This window comes from Actinomadura geliboluensis, assembly GCF_043197915.1.
GTDB lineage: Bacteria > Actinomycetota > Actinomycetes > Streptosporangiales > Streptosporangiaceae > Spirillospora > Spirillospora geliboluensis.
The window spans coordinates 429,416-451,576 of record NZ_JBICUA010000003.1; the positions used below are offsets into that span (position 1 = coordinate 429,416).

The window sequence follows — 22,161 nt, forward strand, 5'->3', positions numbered from 1 at the left end:
CATGGCCGACGCGGCCGACCTGACCGCGACCGAACTGCTGGCGGAGTACCGGGCCGGGACGCTCTCCCCGGTCGAGGCCGCCGAGTCCGTCCTCGCCCGGATCGCGCGGGACGACCCGAAGCTGAACGCGTACTGCCTCGTCGACGAGGAGACGACGCTCGACATGGCGCGGGCGGCCGCCGACCGGTGGCGGCGCGGCGCGACGCTCGGCCCGCTCGACGGCGTGCCCGTCTCCATCAAGGACGTCCTGCTCACCCGCGGCTGGCCCACGCTGCGCGGTTCCACGACGATCGACCCGGCGGGCCCCTGGGACGAGGACTCCCCGGCCGTGGCGCGGCTGCGCGAGCAGGGCGCGGTGTTCGCCGGCAAGACCACCACGCCGGAGTTCGCCTGGAAGGGCGTCACCGACAACCCGCTCACCGGCATCACCCGCAACCCCTGGGACCCGTCCCGCACGCCGGGCGGGTCGAGCGGCGGCGCGGCGGCGGCCGTCGCCGCGGGCATGGCGCCGCTCGCGCTCGGCACCGACGGCGGCGGCTCGGTGCGCATCCCCGCCTCCTTCACCGGCACCTTCACCATCAAGCCGACGTACGGCCGCATCCCGCACTACCCGGCGAGCCCGTTCGGGACGCTCGCGCACACCGGCCCGATGACGAACACCGTGGCCGACGCCGCGCTGCTGCTGGACGCGGTGTGCGGCCCCGACTGCCGCGACTGGTCGGCGCTGCCGCCCCCGGACGTCCCGTTCTCCGACGGCGGCCCCGACGACCTGGCCGGCCTGCGCGTCGCCTACAGCCCCGACCTCGGCTTCGCGCGGGTCGACCCGGAGGTGGCCGCGTCCGTCGCGGCCGCCGCGGAGGTCTTCACCGAGCTGGGCGCGAAGGTCGAGCAGGCCGACCCGGGCATGGGCGGCGACCCCGTCGGCGAGTTCGAGGTGCTCTGGTTCGCGGGCGCCGCGAAGGTCGTCGAGCACCTGTCCGCGGCGGACCGGGCACGGCTCGACCCGGGCCTGCGGGAGATCTGCGAGCGGGGCGCGCGGTACTCGGCCGTCGAGTACCTCACCGCCACCGCCCGCCGGATGGAGCTCGGCCGGATCATGGGCCTGTTCCACGAGCGCTACGACCTGCTGCTCACCCCGACGATGCCGATCGCCGCGTTCGAGGCGGGCCGGGAGGCCCCGGCGGGCGCCCCGTCCCCGCGCTGGACGGGCTGGACCCCGTTCACCTACCCGTTCAACATGACCCAGCAGCCGGCCGCGAGCCTGCCGTGCGGCTTCACCGCGGACGGCCTGCCCATCGGCCTCCAGGTGATCGGCGCGCGGCACGCCGACGGCCTGGTCATGACGGCCTGCGCCGCCTTCGAGAAGGCGCGCCCCTGGCGGCGGTTCAACCGAAGGTGATGACGGCGCGGCCGTGGTGGGCGCCCTCGTCCATCGCGGCCAGCACGCGCGGCGCCTCGTCCAGCGGGACCGGCGTGACCTCGGGGACGATCCCGTGCGCCACCGCGAAGTCGAGCGTGTCGCGCAGGTCGTGCGGCGACCCGGACGGCACGCCCATGACCCGCAGCCGGTTCATCACGAGGGCGGCCGGTGGCACGCTGACGTTCTCGGCGCCCATGCCCAGGTAGAGCAGGGTGCCGTCGGGGCGCAGGCCGCCGAACGCGGCGAGGCCGGTCGCGGTGTCGGGGGCGGTGTTCACCACCACGTCCGCGCCGCCCCAGGCGCGCAGGGCCTCGGCCGGGTCCTGCTCGGCGGTCGGCACGAACAGTTCGGCGCCGAAGCCGCGCGCCTCCTCCTCGGCGCGGCGCGACCGGGAGACCACGGCGACGCGGGCGCCCATCGCGGCGGCGAACCGCAGCGCCATCGTGCCGACGCCGCCGGTGCCGAGCACGGCGACCCGCGACCCGGCGACCGCGCCCGCGCGCCGGAGCCCGTTGAACGCGGTGATCCCGGCGCACATCAGCGGGGCGCCGGCGACCGGGTCCAGGCCGTCCGGCAGCGGGGTGACGAAACCGGCGCGGCCGACGAAGTACTCGGCGTAGCCGCCGTCGGTGTTGACGCCCGTGATCCGCTTGGGCGCACCGGTGCACAGGATCTGGTCTCCGCGCACACACTGGTCGCAGTGGCCGCACGAGCCGTGGATCCAGCCGGCCCCGACGGGGGTGCCGACGGCGGGCCAGTCGACGCCCTCGCCGAGCGCGGCGACGACGCCGCTGATCTCGTGCCCGGGGACGGTCGGGAACGTCCCGAACGGGTAGTGGCCGCGCAGGTGGTTGACCTCGGAGAAGCACATCCCGCACGCGGTGACCCGGACGAGGATCTCGCCGGGGCCCGGCTCGGGCACCTCGCGTCCGACGATCTCCAGTGGCTTGCCTGCGGCGGGCAGAACGGCGCTGCGCATGAGCGCATCCCCTCTCGGTAGCGGCGGCGACCGGCCGCCATATCAGCGATACAGTCGAGACTATAACCGCGCTACAGCAGATGTATAGCGGTGTTGCCAAAATTTCTGTAACATCGATTTTGTGACTGCGCAGAAGGACCTCGACACGCGGGACCGGATCGTCCGCGCGGCCGCCGGGCTGCTCGCCGACGCGGCCGGCGAACCGGTCTCGACCCGTGCCGTGTGCGCCGCCGCCGGGGTCGGGGCGCCGACCCTGTACCACCACTTCGGCGACAAGCGCGGCCTGTTCGACGCCGTCGCCGCGCACGGGTTCGAGCGGTACCTGGCGAGCAAGCGCGCCCAGCCGTCCACCGGCGACCCCGTCGAGGACCTGCGCCGCGGCTGGGACCTGCACGTCGAGTTCGGCCGCACCAACCCCGCGTTCTACACGCTGATGTACGGCACGGCCCGCACGCCGCCCGTCGCGGCGGAGGCGGAGCGCATCCTGACCGGCCTGGTCGAGGCCGCCGCCCGCGCCGGGCGGCTGCGCGTGCCCGTCGCGACCGCCGTCCGGATGATCCACGCCGCCGGGGTGGGGGTCACGCTCGCGCTCGTCTCCGGCGCCGTGGAGCCGCCGGACGACGCGGAGCTGTCCGTCCGCACCCGGGAGGCGGTACTGGCCGCGATCACCGTCCCGGACGGGGCGCCGGGCGACGGCGCGGTCGCGTCCCGCGCCGTGGCGCTGCGCGCCGCGCTGGCGGCGGCCCCGCCGCCCGAGCTGACCGCGACCGAGGCGGCGCTGCTCGCCGAATGGCTCGACCGCGTCGCCGCCGGGGAGCGCTGAGGGCCGGGCCCGCTGAAGCCGGCGCGCCGAGGGCTACTCGCCCTGGTCGAGCTCCTCGCGCCGCTTGTCCTTGCGGCGCTTGCGGCGCTTCACGCCGACGCCGCCCCAGAACGCGAACCCCTTCACCACGACCGTCGGCGAGCCCGGCACGCCCGGGCCGCTCGCCCGCTGGTCGAACCCGCCCATGATCCCGAGGCCCTTGACGTGCACGGTGATGTCGTCCGGGGCGATGATCTCGACGCCGCCCATGATCGCCAGGGCGCGGATCGTCACCTGCCCCTCGGTGAACCGGGCCTCGCGCAGGTCGATCTTGCCGCCGCCCCAGAACGCGAACGCGGTGAACTTGCGGGGCACGTTCCACACGCCCGAGCGCAGGAACCCGCTCATCACGCCGATGCCGATCTTCCAGGACGGCGCGCTCTCCACCGGCCGCCAGTCGGCCCCGCCCAGCGGGACCGCCGGCGCGGACGTCCCCGCCGCCGGCAGGTCGCGGGTGAGCGGCGCCAGCTCCCCGTAGGTCTTCGCCGCGTACACCGCGTCGAGCCGCTCGTCCAGTTCGGCCAGGGTGAGGCGCCCGTCGCCGGCCGCGTCGCGCAGCACCTGCGCGACCCGCTCCCGATCGGCGTCACCGGCCCGCATCTCCGGCGCTCCGGGCATCCCGGACTGCTCGGGCAGGTTCGTCATGCCCGCAGCCTAAACCGCCCCCGCCCGCCCCGCGACCCGCGCGCGGCACGGTCGCGTCACGACGGCGTCACGCCGGTTCGAGGCGGACGACGACGGACTTGGAGGTGGGGGTGTTGCTGACCTCGGCGGTGCTGTCGAGGGGCACCAGGACGTTGGTCTCCGGGAAGTAGGCGGCGGCGCAGCCGCGGGCGGTGGGGTAGGAGATGACGCGGAAGGCGGGGGCGCGGCGCTCGGTGCCGTCCGACCACTCGGAGACGAGGTCGACCGTCGCGCCGTCGGGGACGCCGAGGGCGGACAGGTCGGCCGGGTTGACGAAGACGACGCGGCGTCCCGCCTTGACGCCCCGGTAGCGGTCGTCGAGGCCGTAGATGGTGGTGTTGTACTGGTCGTGGCTGCGGACGGTCTGCAGCAGGAGGCGCCCCTCGGGGACCCGCAGCACCTCCAGCTCGTTGACCGTCAGGTTGGCCTTGCCGGTCGCGGTGGGGAACCGCCGCTCGTCGCGGGGCGCGTGCGGGAGGGTGAAGCCGCCCGGCTCCCGGACGCGGGCGTTGTAGTCGGCGAAGCCGGGGACGACGCGGGAGACGTGGTCGCGGATCACGTCGTAGTCGCGCTCCATGGCGTCCCAGCCGATGGCGGAGCCGGGGAGCGCGGCCCTCGCGAGGCGGCACACGATCGAGACCTCCGACAGCAGGTGCTCGGACGCCGGGGCCAGCCGCCCCCGGGACGCGTGGACCATGCCCATCGAGTCCTCGACGGACACGAACTGCGGCCCGGACGCCTGCACGTCGAGCTCGGTGCGGCCGAGCGTCGGCAGGATCAGCGCCAGCTCGCCCGTCACCGCGTGCGACCGGTTGAGCTTGGTGGACACCTGCGCGGTCAGCCGGCATCCGCGCAGCGCCGCCTCGGTGACCGCCGAGTCGGGGGTGGCGCGGACGAAGTTGCCGCCCATGCCGAGGAACAGCCGGGCCCTGCCGTCGCGCATGGCGCGGATCGCGTCCACGGTGTCCAGCCCGTGCTCGCGCGGCGGCTCGAAGCCGAACTCGGCGGCGAGGGCGTCCAGGAACGCGGGCTTCGGCTTCTCCCAGATGCCCATCGTCCGGTCGCCCTGCACGTTGGAGTGGCCGCGCACCGGGCAGACGCCCGCGCCGGGGCGGCCGATGTTGCCGCGCAGCAGCAGGAAGTTGACGATCTCCCGGATCGTCGGCACCGAGTTGCGGTGCTGGGTGAGGCCCATCGCCCAGCAGACGATGATCTTCTTCGCGGCGAGGACGTCGCCGAGCGTCGCGGCGATCTCGCCGCGGGTGAGGCCGGTCGCCTCCAGGACGTCGTCCCAGTCGAGGGCGAGGACGTGCTCGCGGAACGCCGCGAAGCCGTGCGCGTGGGCGTCGAGGAACTCCTCGTCGAGGGCGCCGGGGGCGTCCGATTCGAGGAGCAGCCGGTTGAGCGCCTGGAACAGCGCCAGGTCGCCGTTGAGCCGGATCTGCAGGAACCGGTCGGCGAGGACCGTGCCCTTCCCGGTGACGCCGGACGGCCGCTGCGGGTTCTTGAACCGCATGAGCCCCGCCTCGGGCAGCGGGTTCACCGCGACGATCCGGGCGCCCTCCTTCTTGGCCTTCTCCAGCGCCGACAGCATCCGGGGGTGGTTGGTCCCCGGGTTCTGGCCGACGACGAAGATGAGGTCGGCCTGGTAGAGGTCTTCGAGGAGGACCGAGCCCTTGCCGATGCCGATGGTCTCGCTCAGCGCGGACCCGGACGACTCGTGGCACATGTTGCTGCAGTCCGGCATGTTGTTGGTGCCGAACGCGCGGGCGAACAGCTGGTAGGCGAACGCGGCCTCGTTGCTGGTGCGGCCCGAGGTGTAGAAGACGGCCTCGTCCGGGGAGCCGAGGGCGGTCAGCTCGGACGCCAGCAGCCCGATCGCCTCGTCCCACCCGATGGGCTCGTAGTGCGCGGACCCGGCGCGCTTCACCATCGGCTCGGTGAGCCGGCCCTGCTGCCCGAGCCAGTGGTCGGAGCGCCCGGCCAGCTCCGCGACGGTGTGCCGGGCGAAGAACTCCCGGGTGACGCGGCGCGTCGTGGCCTCCTCCGCGACGGCCTTCGCGCCGTTCTCGCAGAACTCGGCGATGTGCCGGTGGTCGCCCTCCGGCCACGCGCAGCCCGGGCAGTCGAACCCCTGCTTCTGGTTGACGCGCAGCAGCGTCAGCGCCGTCCGCGCGGCGCCCATCTGCGCGTAGGACTGGCGCAGCGCGGCCGTCACCCCGGGCACGCCCGCCGCCCACGTCTTCGGCTTGGTGACGTCGAGACCCGAATCGTCGAAGTCGTCGGCGGGCGCCTTGCGCGTCATGGGGCAACACATCCTCGGGGTAGGCGGCTGCCTCCACTGTCGCACGGCGGGCGCCGTTATTGGGGCGGCCCTTCCGCCAGCCGGAGCGTGGCCTGCATGCGGGCGCCCTGCCTGGTCGTCCACTCGACGCGGACGCTGTCGCCCGGGTGGCGGCCGAGCATCAGGGAGGTGAGCGCGGACGGGGAGTCCACGGCCTCGCCGCCGAAGGCGACGATGGCGGCGCCGACCGGGATGCCGGCCGCCTCGGCGGGGGTGCCGGGCACGACCTCGGCGACGAGCGCGCCGGGGGAGCGGCCGTTGGAGCGGACCTTGACGCCGAGCATGGCCGTCCGCCCGATGTGCACGGTCGAGGACGCCTCGCCGCGCTGGATCCGCCGGGCGATCTCCAGCGCCCGGTCGGACGGGATCGCGTAGCCCCGGTGCTCCTTCGCGGGCGTGGCGCCCCGCGTCGACAGGCCCGCGGACGCGGCGGTGTTGACGCCGATGACCTTGCCGCGGGTGTCGAGCAGGGGGCCGCCGGAGTCGCCCGGCTTGATCGGCGCGTTGGTCTCGATCAGCCCGGTGAGCCGCTCGGAGGTGCCGTTGGTGTCGTCGCGGGCGGTGACGGACTGCTCCAGCCCGGTGATCTTGCCGGTGACCACGCTGGGGTTGCCGCCCTTGCCGCCCGCGTTGCCGACGGCGGTGACGACGTCGCCGATGTCCACCCCGGCCGCGGAGCCGAACGCGGCGGTCTTCAGCCGGGACGCGCCGGCCAGCCGGATCACCGCGATGTCGCCGGCCCGGTCGTAGCCGACGACCTCGGCCGGGTAGGTGCGGCGGTTGTCGGTGTCGGTGCCCCGGATCGCGGTGGCGCCCCGGATCACGTGGTTGTTGGTCAGCACGAGGCCGGCCGCGGTGAGCACGATGCCGGTCCCGGCGGCGCGGGTGCCGTTCAGCTCCTGCTCGGTCTCGATGTTGACCACGCCGGGCCGCCGTCCGCTGGGCTTGGACGGCTTGGCCGCCGCGGTCGTGACGGGCGCCGGGGCGTCCTCGGGCGCGCCGTTCTCCATCACCCGGCAGCCCGGCGCGAGCAGGGCCAGGAGCGCGACCAGGAGCATCGGAACCGCGGCGCGGACGCCGCGACGCAGGGGGTCTTCGCTCACCTCGGTGCCTCCTCCCGCAGATTCCTCCAATGATTCCCGATACCGGGGAAATAGTCCGAAAAGTGGAGGAGGTGGCTCCGGGCCGCCGGTCAGCGGGTGAAGTAGCGCCGCGGGTTGCCGGTCAGCATCTGGTCGAGCTGGGCCTCGGTGACGCCCGCGGCGCGCAGCGCGGGCAGGACGTCGTCGCTGATGTGCCGGTAGTTCCAGTTCGGCTGCATCGCCGGGACGGTCGCCGGGTCGGGGCCGAACCAGTCGATGAAGCAGCTCGCGTCGTGGCTGAGCACGATCCGGTCGGCGTACCCCTGCCCGCACAGCGCCGCGACGGTGGCGACCCGGTTCTCGGTCGGGTTGATGATGTCGAGGCCGAACCGGTCCATGCCGAGGATCGCGCCGGTGTCGGCCAGCTCCATCAGGTAGTCGAGGTCGTTGCTGTCGCCCGCGTGCCCGATGACGACCTTGGTGAGGTCCACGCCCTCCTTGCGCAGGACGTCGACGACCTTGCGGCCCGCGTGGATCGAGCTCTCGGTGTGGACGGTGATCGGCGCGCCGGTCTCCCGGTGCGTCGCGGCGACAGCCCGCAGGATGCGCTCGACCCCCGAGGTCAGGCCGGGGGAGTCCACGGCGCACTTGAGGAACGCGGCCTTGACGCCCGTCCCGGCGATGCCCTCGGTCAGGTCCCGGGTGAAGTCGGCGATCATCGGGTCGGGGCCGTCGTCCACCATCGTGCCGGGGCCCCGGTGCAGGAACTGGAACGGGATGTCGTGGTAGGTGTAGATGCCCGTCGCGACGATGATGTTGAGGTCGGGGACGAGCTCGGCGATCCGCTGGATGCGCGGGATGTAGCGGCCGAGCCCCCAGACGGTCGGGTCGGCGATCGTGCGGATGCCGCGCTCCACCAGTTCCCTGAGCTTGGCGGCCGCGTCGGCGACCTTCTCCTCCTCGTCCCACCAGTCGCCCGCGCCGTAGTTCTCGACGTTCTCGGTGCCGAGGACGAAGACGTGCTCGTGCATGAGCGTGCGTCCCAGGCCGGTGACGTCGACGGGGCCGCGGACGGTCTCTACTGCGGGCATCGGCTCTCCCTACGCTGGGCCTGCGCGCCACCGGGCCGCCGGGGCGCATACCGACCGGTCGGTTTCTGGCAAGCTAAGACGCGGGACGCGCCCGCGTCAATGCCCCGCTCCGAAGGAGGTGCCCCCCGGTGACGGGTACACAGCAGCGGCCGGACACGGAACAGGCACCGGAGCCGGCCGCGCCCGCGCGGCGGAGCGCGGTCGAGCGCCGGATCCTGGACGCCGCGCTCCGGCTGTTCGCCGAGCGCGGCTTCGACGGGACGTCGGTCCAGGGCATCGTCGAGGCGGCCGAGGTCACCAAGGGCGCGCTCTACCACTACTTCGACTCCAAGGACGATCTGCTCTACGAGATCTACCACTCGCTGATCGCCCGCCAGCTCGGCGACCTCGACGCCGTCCTCGCCCGCGGGCTGCCGCCGCGCGAGGCCGTCCGCGGGGTGCTGACCGGGCTGATCCGCAGCACCGCCGAGCACATCGACGAGGCGAAGGTGTTCGCCCGCGAGAAGGACCGGCTGGACGACGCCCGGATGCGCGCCCTGCGCGCGGACCGCCGCCGCTACCACGAGACGTTTCGCGGCCTGATCGAGCAGGGCCAGCGCGGCGGCGTGTTCAGCGACGCCACGCCCGCCGAGACCGTGACGATCGTCGCGCTCGGCATGGTGAACCAGATGCCCGCCTGGTACCGCCCGGACGGCCCGAAGAGCGCGGAGCTGCTGGCCGAGGAGGTCGCCGGCTTCGTCCTCGCCGCCCTGGTGGCGCCGCCGTCCGCGTAGCGCCTGGTCCGGCCTAGCGCCTGGTCTGCAGGTGCAGGGCGGCGTCGCGGACGTCGGCGAGTTCGGCGTCCCAGTCCGCGGGCGGCGCCAGCGGTGCCAGGACGAACTTCGACAGCCCCGCGCCGACGAGCCGCTCCAGATGGGCCGCCAGGCCGTCGAGGTCGGGCACCACGTCGTCCAGCGGGGCGGGTCCGCTGATCCGGCGCACCCGCGCCAGCCGGGCCTCCGCCTCGGGCGGCAGCGGCCCGCGCCGGTAGGGCACGACCGCGCCGAAGTGCTCCTCCTCGATCTCGCGGCCGGCCCCGGCCGCCGCCTCCTGGACGGCCCGCCGCCCGCGCTCGCCCTCCGCCGGGGTGGTGAACGCGGCGAGCCACCCGTCCGACAGCCGCCCGGTGCGGCGCAGCTCCGGCTCGGACGTCCCGCCCATCCACACGTCGAACCCCCGCGCGGCGGGCTTCGGCCGGACGCGCAGCGCGTCGTAGCGGAACCGGGGGCCGTCGTGGGTGACCTCGTCCTCGGCCCAGAACCGGCGCAGCAGCGGCAGCGCCTCCTCGAAGATCGCGGCGCGCTCCTCCCGGCGGACGCCGAACGCCTGCTGCTCGCCCGCGTGCCGCTGGCCCAGCCCGAACGCGGGCAGCAGCCGCCCGCCGGACAGGACGTCCAGCGAGGCCAGCTCCTTGGCGAGCACGGCGGGGGAGCGGCCCGGCAGCGTCATGACGGCGGTGCCGAACTTGATCCGGGACGTCAGCGCCGCCGCGTAGGCGAGGGTCACGACGGGGTCCAGGGCGGGGCCGGTGACGCGCTCGGAGACCCACAGGGAGTCGAAGCCCTCGCGTTCGAGGCCGAGTGCGAGCGCGCCCAGCGCGTCGGGGGTGAGGGTGGACGCTGCCGGGGCCATGCCGATGCGGACGATCACCCGTCGAACCTACGCCGAGTCAGTTCTGTGACGCAACCTTCGGTGGCCGGGTCGCGCCGGCGGTGACCGCCGCGGCGAGCACCGCCAGCACGGCGATCGACACCGCCATCGGGACGGCGGTGTCCGGCCCGGCGATCCCGGCGAGCGGCGCGGCGGCGCCGCCCAGCGCGAACTGCGTCACGCCGAGCAGCGCCGAGGCGCTCCCGGCGACCCGCGGCGGCCGCCCCCACAGCGCCAGCGCGGTCGCGTTCGGCAGGACCAGCCCCTGCCCCGCCGCGACCAGGAACAGCGCGGGCAGCACCCCGGGCAGGCCCGCGCCCCCGAGGACCGCGGCGAGCAGGCCGATCCCGCCCGCGGCGACGACCGCGAGCCCGGCGGCCAGCAGCAGCCGCAGCGCGACCCGCCCCGCGAGCGCGCCGCCGAGCTGCCCGGCGGCCACGATCCCGAGCGAGTTCGCGCCGAACGCCAGTCCGAACGCCTGCGGCGACATCCCGTAGACGCCCTGCAGCACGAACGGAGACCCGGAGATGTAGGTGAACATCGCCGCGAACGCCAGCCCGATCGTGAGCGCGTACCCGGCGAACGCGCGGTCGCGCAGCAGCGCGCCGAACGTCCGCGCCGTCGCGCGCACCCCGCCCGTCTGGCGCCGCTCCGGCGGCAGGGTCTCCTCCAGCCCGGCGAGCGAGCCGAGGAACAGCGCCACGCCCGCCCCGGCCAGCACCGCGAACACGCCCGGCCACGGGACGAGCCGCAGCAGCTGCCCGCCGAGCACCGGCGCGAGGATCGGCGCCAGCCCGTTCACCAGCATCAGCACCGAGAAGAACTTGGCCGCCGCGATCCCGTCGTAGAGGTCCCGGACGACCGCCCGCGCGATCACGATGCCGGCGGCCCCGGCGGCGCCCTGCACCAGCCGCAGCGCGATGAGCGTCTCCACGGTCGGCGCGGCCGCGCACAGCAGCGACGCGGCGGCGTAGGCGGCGAGGCCCGCGAGCAGCGGCCGGCGCCGTCCGAGCGCGTCGCTCAGCGGCCCCGCGACGGCCTGCCCGACCGCGAGGCCGGCGACGCACGCGGTGAGCGTGAGCTGCGCCTGCACCGCACCGGTCGACAGGTCCTCGGTGAGCGCGGGCAGCGCCGGCAGGTACATGTCGATCGACAGCGGCGCGACGGCCGTCAGCGCGCCGAGCAGGAGGATCAGCACCAGCCGCCGGTCGGGCGGCCCGGCGGGGCGGGGGTCGGCGCTCCGGCCGGCCGTCCGTGTCATGGGGGGCTCCGTTGGGGGGCGGGCCCGCCCGGCCGCGTTACGGGCGCGGCCGGGCGGACCCGGGACCGGGGGCTCAGACGGTGGTGACGACGCTCTCGTAGTCGAGGCGGGGGTTGCGGGCGAACCAGGCGTCCGGGCCCGGCCTGCCCACGTTGATCATGGCGATCGGCCGGACGTCGCCCTGCGGGAAGAACTCCTTCTCGACGGCGTCCGCGTCGAACCCCGTCATGGGCCCGGCGGCGAGCCCCGCGGCGCGGATGCCGAGGATCAGGTAGCCGAGCTGGAGGGTGGCGTTGAACCGGGCCAGCTCGGGCCGCTTCGGGTTGCCCGCCATCGCCTCGCGGGCGCCCTCCCGGTGCGGGAACGTGACCGGCAGGTGCTCGTGGAAGTCCTCGTCGGCGGCGGCGATCAGCGTCAGCGGCGCGGCGACGGTCTTCGCGCGGTTCCCCTCGCTCATCAGCGGGGCGAGCCGCTCCTTGCCCTGCGGGCTGCGCACCGCGACGATCCGCAGCGGCTGCATGTTCATCGCCGTCGGCGCCCACTTGACCAGGTCGTAGACGGCGCGAAGCTGGTCGTCGCCGACGGGCTCGGTGCTGAAGGTGTTCGCGGTGCGGGCCTCGCGGAACAGCAGGTCCTGGGCGGCGGTGTCGAGGGCGAGCAGCGCCTCGGGCGCGGGTGTCGTCATGGAGTGCCTCTCGGAGCGGGGAAGGGTTCCGACAGGCGTCAAGCCGATGACGGTCCGTTATCTTCCATGTCAGGAGGTGGGCTCCGTCACACGGCTCAGAACGGGAACCGCTCGGCGGCGGCGACGGCCGCCCCGGTGACGGTGGCGACGGTCAGCGCCGACACCCCCGCCAGCACCGCCCAGCGCCCGACCTGGTAGCCGACGGGGACGCGGCCCGCGCCGCGCCCCCGCACCGGCCAGGGGGCGCGCAGCGGCGCGGTGCCCGGCGGGTCCTGCGGCGCGTCGGTGAGCGGCGCGTCGCCGTCCGCCGCCCCGGCCGGGCCGAGCCCCGTCACCCAGCCGAGCAGGTCGGCGACGTCCGCCGGGTCGGTGGCGAGCCCCGACGCGAAGTACCGCACCTGCGCGGCGACCTGGTCCAGCGTCCGGACGGTGTTGCCGAGACCGACGCGCCCGAGCCACTCGCGCAGGTCGGCGTCCTCGCCGAGGCAGCGGCCGACCTCGGTGCGGGCCAGCAGGTCGGTCTTGGTGACGACGACGGCGACCCGCTTCTGCCGCCCCTGGTCGGGACGCGACCGCAGGTCGTTCAGCACCCGCTGCAGCGTGTCGGCCGGGTCCTCCTCCGAGGACGCGGCGGCGTCGTCGATGAACGCGCGCTCGTCGCCGGTGAGGGTGCGGCGCAGATGGGGGAGGGCGAACGGGTCGACGATGAACAGCAGCGCCTCACTGTGGTCCAGGTAGCGCAGCGACTCGACCTCCGTCGCGCCCGTGTAGTGCTCGCCGGCGGGGTCGAACAGGTAGAGGATGCGCCGCGCGCGCCCCGGCAGCTCGACGTCCACCATGGTGGCCAGGGGCAGCTCGGGGCCCGTCTTGGCGAGGCGCCCGCCGCGCTGGAACTCGCGGATCGCGCCCGCGTACGCCTGCGCGTGCCGCTGCTCCACGAACGCGAGCCGCCCGTGGGCGGCGCGGGCCCGCGCGTGCAGCGCCCGGATGCCGAGGACCATGAACGTCGTCTTGCCCGCGGCCGGCCCGCCGACGAACGGCAGCGGCTCCACCCGGACCCGCCCGATCCGCTCCGGCAGCCGCCCTCCGCAGTGCGGGCAGTACGCCGCGAGCCGGAACCGCCCGAGCGGGACGGTGGTCGGCAGCCGCGCCCCGCACCGGCACACGTTCCGGAACGCGCCGCCCGCGCCGGGCGAGAGCCGCCGGTGCCGCGCCCCGCACCCCGGGCACTCGTACTCCGGCAGGCCGATCCGCTCGTAGCAGAACGGGTGCGGGCAGGTCTGGAGGATCCGCCCGTACATCATGAAGCCGCGCTCCACCGCCGCGAGGACGAGCACGCACGCCAGCCACGCCGCGAGCCCCACCGCCGCGACGACCCCGTACAGCAGGGTCAGCGCCAGCACGAACACCGACGCGGGCACGGCGGCGGCGACGATGCCCGCGCACAGCGCCAGCCACACCGGGAAGACGAAGAACCCCCACGGGCCGCCGAGCAGCGTCCGCGTCAGCCGCGTGACGATGGCGCGGGCCGTCCGGTACACCTGCGGGACGACCGTCCGGCTGATCGTCCACCAGTCGCGCCACACCTGGCCGAGCAGGTAGTGCCGGTACGCGGTGTCCGGCGCGGCGACCGGCGACGGGCCCTCCAGGCTGGACGGCGCGAGCGTCCGGCACGCGTGCAGGTAGTACACCCCCAGCGCGGCGGCCCCGGCGACGACCAGCGTGGCGGCGAACAGTACCGGGAACACGTACATGAACCCGAGCCACATGGCGGCCAGCCACACGGCGATCAGCAGCAGCACGATGATCGGATGCACGCGGTCACCCCCCGCCCTCGGCGAGCAGGTCGCGGAGCGCGGCGCGCAGCTCGGGGCTGCGCGACAGCCGCGCCTCGAGCTGCCGGCCGGCGAGCCAGCGCCCCGCCGCCGCCCGCGCCCACGCGTCCAGGGACGGCTCGGCGACGCCGCGCCCGCGCAGCCGCAGCACCACCTCGACCAGGTCGTTGCGCTGCTCCACCTCGCGGCCGAGCAGCGGGCCCCGCCCGGCCCGCACGCGGCCCGCCAGTTCGGCGGTCCACCGCTCGGCGACCCGGGCGCGGACGGGCGCGGGCAGCGCCGCGAGCAGCTCCGCCCGGTACCGCGGCGGCCGCGCGGCCAGCCGCCGCACCGCCCCGGCGAACGCCTCCCCGGCGAGCTGCCGGGACGCGCCGCCGGCCGCCGCGATCCCGGCGAGGGCGCGGGCGGCGCGCTCGGGGCCGGCGGTGACCGCCGCCGCGTACGCCTTCACCACGGCGGCGTCGCGCCCGGCGCGGCCGTCCGGCATGAGCTCCGCGACCCGCTCGGCGAGCCGCAGCGTCGCGGTGTCGGTGAGGCGCTCCCCGCCGGGGAACGCCAGCCGCGTGAACGTGCGGGACGGCAGCCCCGCCAGCGCGGGATGCGCGCCGTGCGCGTCGAGCAGGTCGGTGCACTCGCCGGCGGACGGCGGCGCCTCCCACACCTCGCGGAGCGCGTCGTCGAGGCCGTCGCACTCCAGCCGCAGCAGCTCGCCCGTCACCGCGATCCGGCGCCCCGGACGGCGGCGGGCGACCGAGGTCAGCACCGTGACCGCGGCGTCGGGCGCCGCCCGCAGCCGCTCGGCGTGCCGGTAGAGCAGGTCGCAGTGGTCGGGGGTGAGCGCGGACGCCCGCCCCGCCGCGAGCCCGGCGACGACCCCGTCCAGGACGTCATCCCGCAGCGCGGCCGGGGCGTGCTCGTGCACGGTGAGCGCCAGGCCCGGCCCCATGGACGGGACGCCCGGCACGAGGTCGCGCCACACCCAGCCGGGGATCGCGGGCCCGCGCCGCGCCAGCAGCTCCGCCGCCGCGCCCTGCTCCGCGGCGGTGACGTCCGCGTCGCCCCGGCACAGCGCCAGCAGCGCGGCGGCGCCCTCCCGCGCCGGGTCGTCCGGCGGCGCCAGCTCGCCGAGCGCGTCGAGGCCGCCGAAGTCGGCGCCGCGCCAGCAGTCCGCGACGGTCCGCGCGAACCGGCTCGCCGCCCCGTCCGCGCCGCCCGCGCGCAGGTCGAACGCCGACGCGTGCGAGGCGTGGTGCCGCTCGCCCGCCCAGATCGCGGGGGTCGTGCCGACCAGGCGCTGCGCCGCGCCGTCCGGGTCGGCGGTGTAGGTGACGAACGACAGCCGCGCCGCCGCCGCGACCGGCAGCGAGTACGACACCACCGCGATCCACCGCGCGACCAGCTCGACGTCGTCGGCGACGAGCACGACGCGCCCGTGGCCGCGGGCGAGCACGCCCGCGACCGCGTCCACCAGCCGGGCGAGCTGCGCGTACGGGTCGTCCGGGCCGGACTCGGGCAGCCACGCGGCGAGGGCCTCGGGGGCGAGCGCGGCGGCCGGGTCCAGCTCGTCGAGCGGGTCGAGGACGGCGTCCGGCGCGGGCGCGTGCGCCCAGTGCGCGGCCTGCCACAGCTCGGCGGGCCGCATCCCCTCCAGCTCGTCGGGCTCGGCCACCACCGCGTGCGCGAAGAAGTTGCCGTACCGGCCCGAGTAGTCGCGGCCGAGGTAGCGGCAGCGCAGCAGCAGCGGGCGGCCGCCGACCCGGTCGTACAGCAGCGACACCGGGAACAGGCCCAGCTCGGCCTCGCCGGGGGACGGCGGCGCGTCCGGCGGCGGCCGGTACGACAGGTACGGCGTCACGCCCGCCCGGACCCCGTCCGGCAGGCCGGGCGTCTCCGCGACGAACTGGAACCCGGCCCGGCCGGTCGGCCCGCGCCGCGCCGAGGTGTAGTGCAGCTGCCAGGCCACTACCCACCCCCGGGGCGGACGCCGTCCAGCATCCCGAACCGGTACAGCAGCCAGAGCAGCGGGTCCTCGGCGCGGTACGGGCGGACGCCGCCCGCGCCGACCCGGCCGCCCTCGGGGACGCCGCCGAGCGCCGACAGCCCGAACAGCGCGTGGTCGGCGTACTGCTGCCCGAGGTAGGTGTCGAGCTGCCCCGCCTGCCACTCGTGCAGCAGCGCCCGGACCTGCTCGTCCACCGCGTCCCTGTCGTCGAGGTCCAGGACGCCCTGCCCGGACCGCGACCGGTGCAGCGCCGACTGCCGCAGCAGCCCCGGCCGCAGCACGTCGATCTTGGTGAGCGCCACCGCGACCGGCACCGGCAGCGGCGCGCCCGGCCGGGTGCCGTGCCGCTGCCGCAGCGCCTCGGTGACCCGGGCGATGATGTTGAGCGGCTCGCTGTCGGGGTCGTCGCCGGCCGCGCGGGGCCCGGGCACCGCGTCCCGCACGCCCGCCCGCGCGCCCGGAAGCTCCAGCGGGTCGACCAGGAAGATGACCGCGTCGGCGGCCTCCAGGTAGCGCAGGTGCAGGTCGGTGGCCTCCCGGCTGCGCAGGTCCTCGCCGGCGGTGTCGAACAGCACCAGGGCCAGCGAGTCGTTGCGGGACCGCGCGAAGCGGCCCCGCCGCGTCCGCGTCAGCAGGTACACCAGCGGCTCGCGCGGCCCGGTCGCGGCGCTCGCCGTCGTCGGCAGCAGCCGCCGCTCCTCCAGCAGCGGCCGCGCGAAGTCGCGCTTGTACCGCTCGATCGTCCGGTCGTCGCACGCCACGAGCGAGGCGTCCAGCTCCGTCCCGACCCGGTTCATCAGCTCGTGCAGCAGCACCGCGATGTAGGTGCTCTTCCCGGCGTTCTTCGCCCCGACCAGCGCGACGATCCGGCCCGGCGAGTCGCAGTACGCCGACGGCAGCGGGTTGTGGCACTCCGGGCAGGCGCGGTTCCCGGTCGGCAGCCCGCAGTCGGGGCAGTCCGCGCGGCCCTTGCGCCCGGACGCGGCGAACACCGGCGGCAGCGACGCGCCCGCCGTCGAGCCCGTGTAGGCGGCGAGCGCCTCGTCCAGCACCGGCGCGCAGCCCCGCCTCCGGCCCGCCTGCCCGCGGCACCGGAACAGCACCCGCTGCGGCGCCACCGCCGCGAAGCAGTAGGGGCAGGTGATGCCCTGCCTGGACGGCACCCCGGGGAACCCCGCCCGGGCCAGCGGCCGCGTCATCCGGCGACCTGCAGCCGGCGGACGGGCGGGTCGCTCAGCTCGACGCCGTCGTCGTCGGCGAAGCAGCGCAGCCAGTACGGGCCGGACGCCGCCGGCGCCGCCAGCGACAGCTCGCCCGGCACCGGCACCTGCTCCCACGCGCCGAGCGTGTCGCCGTCGCCGGGGCGGTGCGGCATGACCCGCCCGGCGCGCAGCACCAGCGACAGCCGCGCCACCCGCAGCGGCCGCGACGCGGTGAGCCGGATCGTCAGCGACCGCCGCCACGGCGGCCCCGACCGCTGCACGTCGTAGTGGACGACCGCGCGGGCCGCGAGCGCGGCGGTCACCGGCGGCCCGGTCACCCGCGCGCCGCCGACCGTCCCGGCCGCGGCGACCGACAGCGCGACGGCCGCCTCGTCGGGGGCGGGGATGCGGATGCCGCCCTGGGTGTTGTACGCGGCGCGCGTCACCACCTCCGAGCGCTCGTCGCCGCCGACCGAGTACCCGAGGGCGACCTCGGTGACGTCCGCCGGCCAGTCGAACCCGACGTGCACGTACGCGCCGCGCCGCTCGGCGACCAGCCGGCGCGGCGGCGGCAGGTTCACGTGCCGGTGGTAGGCGCCGACGGCGGCGGTGCCCTCCGCGACCGTCACCGCGAGCAGCCACCCGCCCGCGCCGGGCCGCACGTCCAGCCCGCCCGGCACCGGGGTGCACGCCAGGCGCCGCGTCTCCCGCCGCACCTCCTCCAGCGGGACGACCGCGCTGCGCGGCCACGGCGGCGGCCCGTCCGACAGCACCAGCTCCACCGCCCCGTTCTTCGGCGGCGCGAACCGGACCCGCACCAGCCCGGGATCGGCGTCGTCGGCCGCCGCGCTCAGCTCGTACACGGGCTCGGGCGGCGCGTTCGGCGTGACCGACGCGCGCACCCCGTCCGTCATGACCTCGCGGCCCGCCGCGTCCAGGTAGACGGCGCACACCAGGTAGTGGAGGGTCCGGCCGTTGGGCACCCGCTCCCGGAACCCGTCGCGGCCCGCGGGCACGGCCCGCCCGTCGCGCAGGACGACGACCCGCGCCGCCTCCGCCGGGCACCGCCACCGCCCGGTGACCTGCCCGTCCCCGCCGGTCAGCGCGACGTCGCCGGCCTCCGGCCGCACCACGACGGGCCCCGCGGCGGCGGGCGCCGCGACGCCTTCGCCGCGCACCGCGAACACCCCGTAGTAGAGCGGCACGTTCACCGGGGGGCGCTCGTCCAGCGTCCCGGCGACGGGCTCCCCGTCGCGCACGTCCCGCGGAGCCCGGCCGGCCCGCCGCACGACGTGGTACACGATCTCGCCCGCCGTGGAGGGCGACGCCTCCCACGACAGCCTCACCGCGACGCCCGCCGCGCCGGCGCCGGTGTCGACGTCGGCGTGCAGGGCGGGGACGGGACGGGGCGGGAGCCGGCGCTGGTGGTGCTCGGCGCCGGGGAGGTCGCGGACGAGCCGCAGCGCGTCGGCGAGGAGGCGGAAGGCGCGGTCGGGGTCGGGTTCGGCGGCGGCGGTCTCGCGGAGGCGCAGGGCGGTGTCGAGGCGGTGCCGGGCCTCGGCGGCGAGCGCCTCCTCCTCCGGCGGCTCCGCGCCGGGGCCGGGCGGCGGGATCTTCGCCGCGTCGGCGAGCTCGGCGGCGGCGTAGACGTCGCCCGCGTCGAGGAGCGCGCGCAGCCGCCCCGCGGGGCCGCCGCCCGAGGCCGGGCCGCCTTCCCGGACGAGCGCGAACACCAGCCGGCGCGCGTCGCCCTGGTCGATGCCGAGGTCCTCGACCGCGTGCCGCAGCAGGGCCCGCTCCGAGGCCCGCTGCCGCAGCCGCTCCCGCAGCCGGTCGGTCACGTCGAACAGCAGCAGGGCGTGCGGGTCGGCGTCCGAGCGGAGCGCGGCGAGGACGGTGTCGGCGTGGGTGGTGCTCGTGTCGCGGCTGCGGCGCGCCCACTCGGCGCCGGCCGCCGCGACGGCGTCCCGGTCAAGACGCGGGCCGCCGCCCGGCGCGGCGAAGCCGTCCAGGACGCGGATCGGCCCGGTCAGCCGCGCGCCGAACAGGAAGTCGGCCAGGTGCCGCTTGCCGAGCACGTCCAGCGACTCGCGCACCTTCCGGTACGCCGGGTAGGGCGCGGCGGCCGGCAGCGGGTCGGGCTCGCGGATCTCGATGCCGTCGGCGGCGGCCAGCTCGGCCAGCTCCGCGCGGGGCACGCCGCCGGTGCGGGCGATGCCCTCCAGCTCGGCGGGCGCCGCCATGCGCAGCGCCCCGGCCGCGTCGGCGAGGCGGGCGCGGGCCTCGCCGCGGCGCCGCTCGGTGCGCTCGGCGCCGCCGCGCAGCCGCTGCGCCAGGGGACGCGGATCGCCGCGCTCGGCGGCGGCGAACAGCGGCGCCAGCTCGCGGTGCTCGGCCTCCAGCCGGTCGATCAGCTTGCGGTACTTCAGCTGCCCGCGGGCGCGCCGCCAGCACTGCCGGACCTGCTTCACCCGCGCCGCGACCGCCGCCCCGGCGAGTGCGTCGAGCGGAGCGTCCAGCGCGTAGCGGACGCGCAGGTCCTCGGGCGGCTGGTCGCCCGCCGCCCGGGCGGGCTCCAGCACGTCCCGCCGGTAGTCGTCGTCGAACGTCACGGGCGCCTCCGGGCGGCCGGCCGGCCGCTCAGCTCACCTGGACCCGGGAGAGGGCCTTGCGGGACCGCTCGACCTCCTCCTCCGACATGCCGCCGACGTCCACCTTCAGCTCCAGCCGCTCGCCGGTCTCCTTCTCCACGGCCGTGACGTTCAGCAGCCCGGAGGCGTCGAGCGCGAACGTGACGCCGATCGGCCAGCCCGCCTTCTTGCCCGGCGGGACGCGGATCTCCCCGGTCGCGATCTCGGTGTTGTCGATCAGGTCGGCGGACTCGACGACGCCGGCCTGCTCCATCACCCGGATGTCGGCGGACGCCTGGTCGTCGTAGACGGTGAAGAAGTCCTCGGTCTTCGCGGCGGGCAGCGCGTCGTTGGCGTGCACGAGGTGCGCCACGGTCTCGGCGCCGGTCTCCCGGTCGACCACGACGATCCCGAACGCGTGCGAGGCGACCGTCTTGATCTGCCGCCCGGCGATCTGCTTCTGCTGCTCGGCGGACAGGCCCGCGCGGCTCGCCATCTCCTCGGCGCGGTCGGCGGCGCCCTCCCGGACGAGCCGCCGGTAGGTCTCCTCGAACGCGTACAGGGCGGCGCCCTTGGCGACCGCGAGGTCGGGGTCCTGCAGGCGGGGGGACAGGCCGAGCTCGGTCTGCAGCCGCGCCGCGACCACCGGCATCTTCGTGGACCCGCCGACGAGGACGAGGTCGTCGTAGTCGTCCACGCCCTTCTCGGCGGCCGTCGACAGCGTCCGGCCGGTGATCTCCACGGTGCGGTCGAGGAGGTCCTTGGTCAGCTCCTCCAGCTTCTCCCGCGTCACCTCGACCGCCGCGACCCGCCCGGCGTGCATCACCCGCACCGTCTGGGACGTGCGGGTGGTGAGGGCCTTCTTGGCGTCCTCGGCGTCGCGGCGGAGCTGCTGCTCGGTCTGCTTGTCGTCGAGCGGGTCGCCCGCGTCGGGGTGCTCCTCGCGGAACCGCTCGGCGAGGTGCTCCACGAGCCGCGCGTCCCAGTCGGCGCCGCCGAGCTCGTGGTCGCCGTCGGTGCACACCACCTCGATGTGGCCGTCGCGCAGCGTGATGACGGTGGTGTCGAACGTCCCGCCGCCGAGGTCGTAGACCAGGATCGTGCGGTCCTGCTCGGGGTTCAGCACGCCGTAGGTGATCGCGGCGGCGATCGGCTCGGACACGATGTCGATGACGTTCAGCCCGGCGATCCGGCCCGCCTTGCGGGTCGCGTCGCGCTCGGCCGCGCCGAAGTAGGCGGGCACGGTGATGACGACGTCGCGGGCGTCCTCGCCGGTGGTGGTGCGCGCGTCCGTCGCGAGCTTCAGCAGGATGAACGCCGACACCTCCTCCGGCGTGAAGTCGATCCCGTGGACGGGCCGCGTCACGTCCCGGCCCATGTCCCGCTTGACCAGGCTGACGACGTTGTCGGGCTCCAGGACCGCGGTGTCCTTCGCGGTGGCGCCGACGACGACGTTCTCGCCGCTCTCGAAGAAGACGACGGACGGCGTGGTGTCGGTGCCCTCCAGGTTCCGCAGGACCGAGGGCCGCCCTACGTCGTCGATCGAGGCAATGCAGGAGTACGTGGTTCCGAGGTCGATCCCGTAGACAGCCATGTCCCTCTCACCTGTCGGTCCCGAGTCCTGAGTTCATCGTCTCGCCGCGCTCCGCCCCGTCGCGGCCCGCTCCCTCGCGGCTCCCCTGGGCGGCCCTGCCGGCGGGCTCCAGGTCCTTCGCGCCCGCGCCGTCCTTCGCGCCCGCGCCGCCGGCGTCCCGGTCGAGCTTGCCGACGCTGACCGCCGCCTTGCGCAGCACCTTGCCGCCCTGCTCGAAGCCGTCGGACTGGACGGCGGTGACGGTGCCGTCGGCGAGCGGGTCGGCGACGGGCGTGACCGCGACCGGGCGGTGCCGGGAGGCGTCGTAGGGGGCGCCGGGCTCGACCGTGAACCGCTCGACGCCGAGCCGCGCCAGCGCGTCCGCGACGTCGTCGGCGAGCGCCGCCAGCAGCAGCGCGGTCTGGCCGGGGTCGGGCGGCTCGGCGGCGCCCGGCGCGGCGAGCCGCCCGGACTCGCGGCGCGCCTGGTCGTGCACCCGGTACAGCGCGGTGCGGACGGGCTCCAGCAGGTGCTGCAGCTCCCCGCGCCGCAGCCGCTGGTTCTCCTCGTGCAGCCGGTCGATCACCGCCTCGCGGTGCGCCGCCCGCTCGTGCTCGCGGTCGAGCCGCGCGGCGAGCCCGGCCAGGGCGTCCCGGACGTCGGCGCGGAACGCCGCGCCCTCGTCCCCGTCCCCGCCGGCGCCCTGCTCCGGCTCGGCCCCGGAGCCATCGTTGACTGGGGGTTCCCCGTCCCTCGACACGTGCAGTCACCTTAATGCTGGACGGCGTGCGTATGACAGGTCTGACGATGACCTTGTCTGGA

The 22,161-nt window shown here is 76.1% G+C and carries 17 protein-coding genes; 3 read left to right on the forward strand and 14 right to left on the reverse strand.

Going from position 1 to position 22,161, the window contains the following annotated elements:
* Position 1 precedes the first annotated feature (1 nt).
* Positions 2-1,399, forward strand: a complete 1,398-nt coding sequence (locus ACGFI1_RS12425) for an amidase (RefSeq protein WP_301176706.1) — start codon at positions 2-4, stop codon at positions 1,397-1,399.
* Here ACGFI1_RS12425 and ACGFI1_RS12430 read toward each other — a convergent pair.
* Positions 1,386-2,399 (reverse strand): alcohol dehydrogenase catalytic domain-containing protein, encoded by a 1,014-nt coding sequence (locus ACGFI1_RS12430; protein WP_301176707.1) that lies wholly within the window; start codon positions 2,397-2,399, stop codon positions 1,386-1,388. The genes ACGFI1_RS12425 and ACGFI1_RS12430 overlap by 14 nt on opposite strands.
* A gap of 121 nt (positions 2,400-2,520) precedes the next feature.
* On the opposite strand from ACGFI1_RS12430, the gene ACGFI1_RS12435 reads away from it, so the two are divergent.
* Positions 2,521-3,222 carry a TetR/AcrR family transcriptional regulator gene (locus ACGFI1_RS12435; RefSeq protein WP_301176708.1) on the forward strand — a complete coding sequence of 234 codons (702 nt, stop codon included), beginning with the start codon at positions 2,521-2,523 and terminating at the stop codon, positions 3,220-3,222.
* Between the two features lie 33 nt (positions 3,223-3,255).
* On the opposite strand, the gene ACGFI1_RS12440 is transcribed toward ACGFI1_RS12435, so the two are convergent.
* The 4 genes from ACGFI1_RS12440 to ACGFI1_RS12455 all read right to left on the reverse strand — a co-directional run bounded on the left by ACGFI1_RS12440 (position 3,256) and on the right by ACGFI1_RS12455 (position 8,462).
* Positions 3,256-3,906 carry a DUF1707 SHOCT-like domain-containing protein gene (locus ACGFI1_RS12440; RefSeq protein ID WP_301176709.1) on the reverse strand — a complete coding sequence of 217 codons (651 nt, stop codon included), beginning with the start codon at positions 3,904-3,906 and terminating at the stop codon, positions 3,256-3,258.
* Positions 3,907-3,973: 67 nt separating this feature from the next.
* Positions 3,974-6,250, reverse strand: a complete 2,277-nt coding sequence (locus ACGFI1_RS12445; RefSeq protein ID WP_392785092.1) for an FdhF/YdeP family oxidoreductase — start codon at positions 6,248-6,250, stop codon at positions 3,974-3,976.
* A 56-nt stretch (positions 6,251-6,306) separates the two neighbouring features.
* On the reverse strand, positions 6,307-7,392 hold the full coding sequence (locus tag ACGFI1_RS12450) for a S1C family serine protease (protein ID WP_392785094.1): 1,086 nt from the start codon (positions 7,390-7,392) through the stop codon (positions 6,307-6,309).
* A gap of 89 nt (positions 7,393-7,481) precedes the next feature.
* On the reverse strand, positions 7,482-8,462 hold the full coding sequence (locus tag ACGFI1_RS12455) for a phosphotriesterase family protein (RefSeq protein ID WP_386869719.1): 981 nt from the start codon (positions 8,460-8,462) through the stop codon (positions 7,482-7,484).
* 212 nt (positions 8,463-8,674) lie between these two features.
* On the opposite strand from ACGFI1_RS12455, the gene ACGFI1_RS12460 reads away from it, so the two are divergent.
* The gene (locus ACGFI1_RS12460) at positions 8,675-9,235 is read left to right on the forward strand and encodes a TetR/AcrR family transcriptional regulator (RefSeq protein ID WP_420884767.1); all 561 of its coding nucleotides are present in this window, start codon (positions 8,675-8,677) and stop codon (positions 9,233-9,235) included.
* A 13-nt stretch (positions 9,236-9,248) separates the two neighbouring features.
* Here the strand turns inward: ACGFI1_RS12460 and ACGFI1_RS12465 are convergent, their stop codons facing one another.
* The 9 genes from ACGFI1_RS12465 to grpE all read right to left on the reverse strand — a co-directional run bounded on the left by ACGFI1_RS12465 (position 9,249) and on the right by grpE (position 22,099).
* The gene (locus tag ACGFI1_RS12465) at positions 9,249-10,151 is read right to left on the reverse strand and encodes an LLM class flavin-dependent oxidoreductase (RefSeq protein WP_387070593.1); all 903 of its coding nucleotides are present in this window, start codon (positions 10,149-10,151) and stop codon (positions 9,249-9,251) included.
* 19 nt (positions 10,152-10,170) lie between these two features.
* On the reverse strand, positions 10,171-11,412 hold the full coding sequence (locus ACGFI1_RS12470; protein ID WP_392734155.1) for a multidrug effflux MFS transporter: 1,242 nt from the start codon (positions 11,410-11,412) through the stop codon (positions 10,171-10,173).
* A gap of 73 nt (positions 11,413-11,485) precedes the next feature.
* Complete coding sequence (locus ACGFI1_RS12475; RefSeq protein WP_301176715.1) at positions 11,486-12,097, reverse strand: malonic semialdehyde reductase; 612 nt, start codon at positions 12,095-12,097, stop codon at positions 11,486-11,488.
* A 95-nt stretch (positions 12,098-12,192) separates the two neighbouring features.
* Complete coding sequence (locus ACGFI1_RS12480) at positions 12,193-13,914, reverse strand: TRAFAC clade GTPase domain-containing protein (RefSeq protein WP_387070589.1); 1,722 nt, start codon at positions 13,912-13,914, stop codon at positions 12,193-12,195.
* A gap of 4 nt (positions 13,915-13,918) precedes the next feature.
* Complete coding sequence (locus ACGFI1_RS12485) at positions 13,919-15,895, reverse strand: GAP1-N2 domain-containing protein (RefSeq protein WP_392785098.1); 1,977 nt, start codon at positions 15,893-15,895, stop codon at positions 13,919-13,921.
* Positions 15,895-17,133 (reverse strand): TRAFAC clade GTPase domain-containing protein, encoded by a 1,239-nt coding sequence (locus ACGFI1_RS12490; protein WP_386869705.1) that lies wholly within the window; start codon positions 17,131-17,133, stop codon positions 15,895-15,897. Before ACGFI1_RS12490 ends, ACGFI1_RS12485 begins: the two co-directional genes overlap by 1 nt.
* A complete protein-coding gene (locus ACGFI1_RS12495; protein ID WP_392785100.1) occupies positions 17,130-19,748 on the reverse strand; it encodes a hypothetical protein in 2,619 nt (872 codons plus the stop codon). The genes ACGFI1_RS12490 and ACGFI1_RS12495 overlap by 4 nt, the downstream gene beginning before the upstream one ends.
* Before the next feature lie 28 nt (positions 19,749-19,776).
* The gene (locus tag ACGFI1_RS12500; RefSeq protein WP_138638150.1) at positions 19,777-21,360 is read right to left on the reverse strand and encodes an Hsp70 family protein; all 1,584 of its coding nucleotides are present in this window, start codon (positions 21,358-21,360) and stop codon (positions 19,777-19,779) included.
* Positions 21,361-21,367: 7 nt separating this feature from the next.
* On the reverse strand, positions 21,368-22,099 hold the full coding sequence (gene grpE / locus ACGFI1_RS12505; RefSeq protein WP_392785102.1) for a nucleotide exchange factor GrpE: 732 nt from the start codon (positions 22,097-22,099) through the stop codon (positions 21,368-21,370).
* Positions 22,100-22,161 lie beyond the last annotated feature (62 nt).